The sequence below is a fragment of the Rhodoferax sp. GW822-FHT04A08 genome, assembly GCF_058801025.1.
This window is the reverse complement of sequence record NZ_JBXAMW010000047.1, coordinates 1-2,741: the sequence shown is the minus strand read 5'-3', so window position 1 is coordinate 2,741 and position 2,741 is coordinate 1. Positions and strand designations below refer to the sequence as shown.

At 51.3% G+C, this 2,741-nt stretch carries 3 protein-coding genes; 2 read left to right on the top strand and 1 reads right to left on the bottom strand.

The features are described from left to right. Window positions 1-121: 121 nt before the first annotated feature. Window positions 122-1,174, top strand: a complete 1,053-nt coding sequence (locus AC1RMF_RS26415) for a calcium:cation antiporter family protein (protein WP_493145500.1) — start codon at window positions 122-124, stop codon at window positions 1,172-1,174. Here the strand turns inward: AC1RMF_RS26415 and AC1RMF_RS26410 are convergent. Beyond that, window positions 1,171-2,235 carry a GGDEF domain-containing protein gene (locus tag AC1RMF_RS26410; RefSeq protein WP_493145499.1) on the bottom strand — a complete coding sequence of 355 codons (1,065 nt, stop codon included), beginning with the start codon at window positions 2,233-2,235 and terminating at the stop codon, window positions 1,171-1,173. The two genes, AC1RMF_RS26415 and AC1RMF_RS26410, sit on opposite strands and share 4 nt — an antisense overlap. A 299-nt stretch (window positions 2,236-2,534) precedes the next feature. On the opposite strand from AC1RMF_RS26410, the gene AC1RMF_RS26405 reads away from it, so the two are divergent. Next, window positions 2,535-2,741 (top strand): KTSC domain-containing protein (locus AC1RMF_RS26405; protein WP_493145498.1); only part of this gene is annotated, 207 nt, incomplete at its 3' end.

Below are 2,741 nucleotides of genomic sequence, written 5' to 3'. Positions count from 1 at the left end.
TTCTCATGAGCAACGCCCTGCCGAAGGCGCAGACCTCACAAAATCTCCAGTCCGGTTCTACGAAAATGCCTGGGCAATTGCAGTACCCTCAGGGATGCACCAGAGACCTCTACACAAATAAATGGACGCTGATTTTTTAAAGAAGTTTTTACCGGATGCGTCCTTTCATTTGCCTCATTCCGATGGGTTCCTTAAGATTGTCCATGCGTATTCCCATCAGCCGCTAGCTCTGTTAGCGCTGTTTCTGACAGCGTCTTTTTTCATGATCTGGCGTCTACAGGCCATGGAACACAAGGGCTTCGAGGGCACTGTGCTCGGTACGCTCATCATGCCCTACTGTTCTGGGTTCCCAAATTTGGTGTTTGCCTTTGTAATGAGCCGTTCGGCCAGCAATGGCGGCCAAGTGATTGAGAACTGCCTCGTGAACAACGTTACCAATCTGACGTTGATCATTGGAACTTCCGCGCTGATGGCCCCCGCGGCGGGCGTTCAAAAGCAAAGCGCGAAGAGCAAGGGTAAATCATCCACCGCAATGCAACGCATTGGTGGGCTCGAAGTACTTTTCAGTCTGACCGCCTTATTCTTGTTTACGGGCACTCTATGGGCTCTAGCCAAGGACGGCATTGTTGATTTCTATGACGGAATCGTATTGATCGCCCTGTTTATCTTTTGGCAGGTATTGCATGTCTTTGAAATCTTGAAGGACAAGATCAGAAAGAATAAGACTTTCCAATGGACCATCGTGCTTGACCTGATGGCAATTGCTGTCAGCGCCTGGGGCATCTACTACTCAACTGATGAACTCGTAACATGGGTGTCCGGGGCGGGGAGTCGGTACGTCGGCTTTTCAAATCTCGGCTGGATTAGCGGCCTGTTGATGGTTTTGCCCAATGCACTGATTGCCTTGTACTATGCGCGCCGGGGTCGACAAGACATCGTTCTGAGTTCACAAATTGGTGATGCACATGTCTGCATTCCGATGTGCATTGGCATATTTGCAGTCTTCAATTCGATTCACATCCCTGGTATGTTCCAAACGGGCATTTACGTCATCCTGGGTGCGGGCGTGCTGCACTTCTTGACTGTGGCCTTCCTCAAACGAGTGCCACGAATCTTCGGAATAGGGTTGCTGGGAGCGTATGGATTCTTCTTTTACAAGGGAATTGTGCATTAGTTGGCACTGGCAAGGGCCTGGCCCAGGGTGACCCGATTGCGACCATCTTCCTTGGATTGATAGAGTGCTGCATCGGCTATTGCCAGCAACTCCTTGCTGCTCGTGACGCCGTCGTATTGAAGCCGGGCAACGCCAAAAGACATCGTGACAGGCAAGGACTCACCATGGATCGGGTTGCCGCTGGGCCCAATCTTCTTAAACGGGTGTCCTGCAATAGATTGCCGCAGTCTCTCAACAATGCTCAAGACTTGCCGCGCATCGGAATCCTCATAAATCAGCAAGAACTCCTCACCGCCATAGCGGCCAGCCACGTCAAGATGCTTGCGTGTGAATGAGTCAAACAGCATTCCCACCTCCTGCAAGACAGAATCACCCTGGATGTGACCGTACTGGTCATTGATTTTCTTGAAAAAGTCAATGTCAGCCAGAACAACAGCTCCCAGACCAGAATTCTTGCGCTTCTGGCGCTGAAACGCTTTCTCAAAGGCCTCCCGTATGGCGCGGCTGTTCATCAGTCCGGTCAAGCCATCTAAGCTTGCCAATTTCTCGAATTGTGCTTTCATGAGTACGGCACTGAGCATGTTGCACATGACTTCACAAGCGCGCACTTCGTATGTCTGAATGTCAGACTCTTCCCCAAAAAAGTCACCTGCCAGAAGGTATCCATGGCCCAGACTCTCGGGCATGTAGATCGATCCAACGATATCGCATCCCCAGCCCGGAACATTGATGGCCGACACACTCCGATGTTTAAAGGCCATGACCTCGTTGATGAATTCCGCCGGGGGATTGTTGATATCCAGGCATATCTTGCTGCCTTCTTCTAAGTCCGGGCGCTGGTGCTCTGAACTGCAGACGCCCACCACTTCCAGTATCAGGTCGTTTTCAATGGCATTGGCAATCTTGTACAAAACGCCGACGTGAAAGCCCATCACGTTATTGACAATTTGCAGTGGCTTATCAAAATGGCCTTGCCCCTGCAGCGACCTGCTGCTCAATTCGTGACTCAGCTCACCGAGTTGATTCAACAGGTATTCTGCAGAATGTGTCGCTTTGGGCATCGTTTCGTTTCCTGAATTTGCGCTATGGTATCGGATGCCAGCGGAGTGGAGTACACGCGGGTGCCATATATGGACTCGTGCATTTGGCTGGATCCGTCCCCAAGAACTGTGGGTGGGTCTGTGGAAAACTCTTGAATAACCTCTGCGAACCCGCATGCCTACAGCGTTTGCGGCTTGTGCCCAAAAAGGATGCAGATCGTTTATGCGATTGTGGTAGAGCATTTCACACCAAGAGGCCTAGAATCTCGCTCACCAGGTAGCACACTCAAGCCGATTTGGATCAGGCGAAAAAGAAGTTCATGATGCAGACCAAGAAATTCACGAGCGGCCGAATCCGAATGGCCCACTTCAATCCCGAGTCCGGGCAGCTGGATCTGCATTGGGACAATAAGTCGGTACTTGCCTACAAGCATGTTCCTCAGGAGGTGTACCGCAGATTGTGCAGTGCCCCTAATCCGGCAGCCTATTGGGAAGACCGCATTGCAGAGGAGTACCCCAGAGGCATA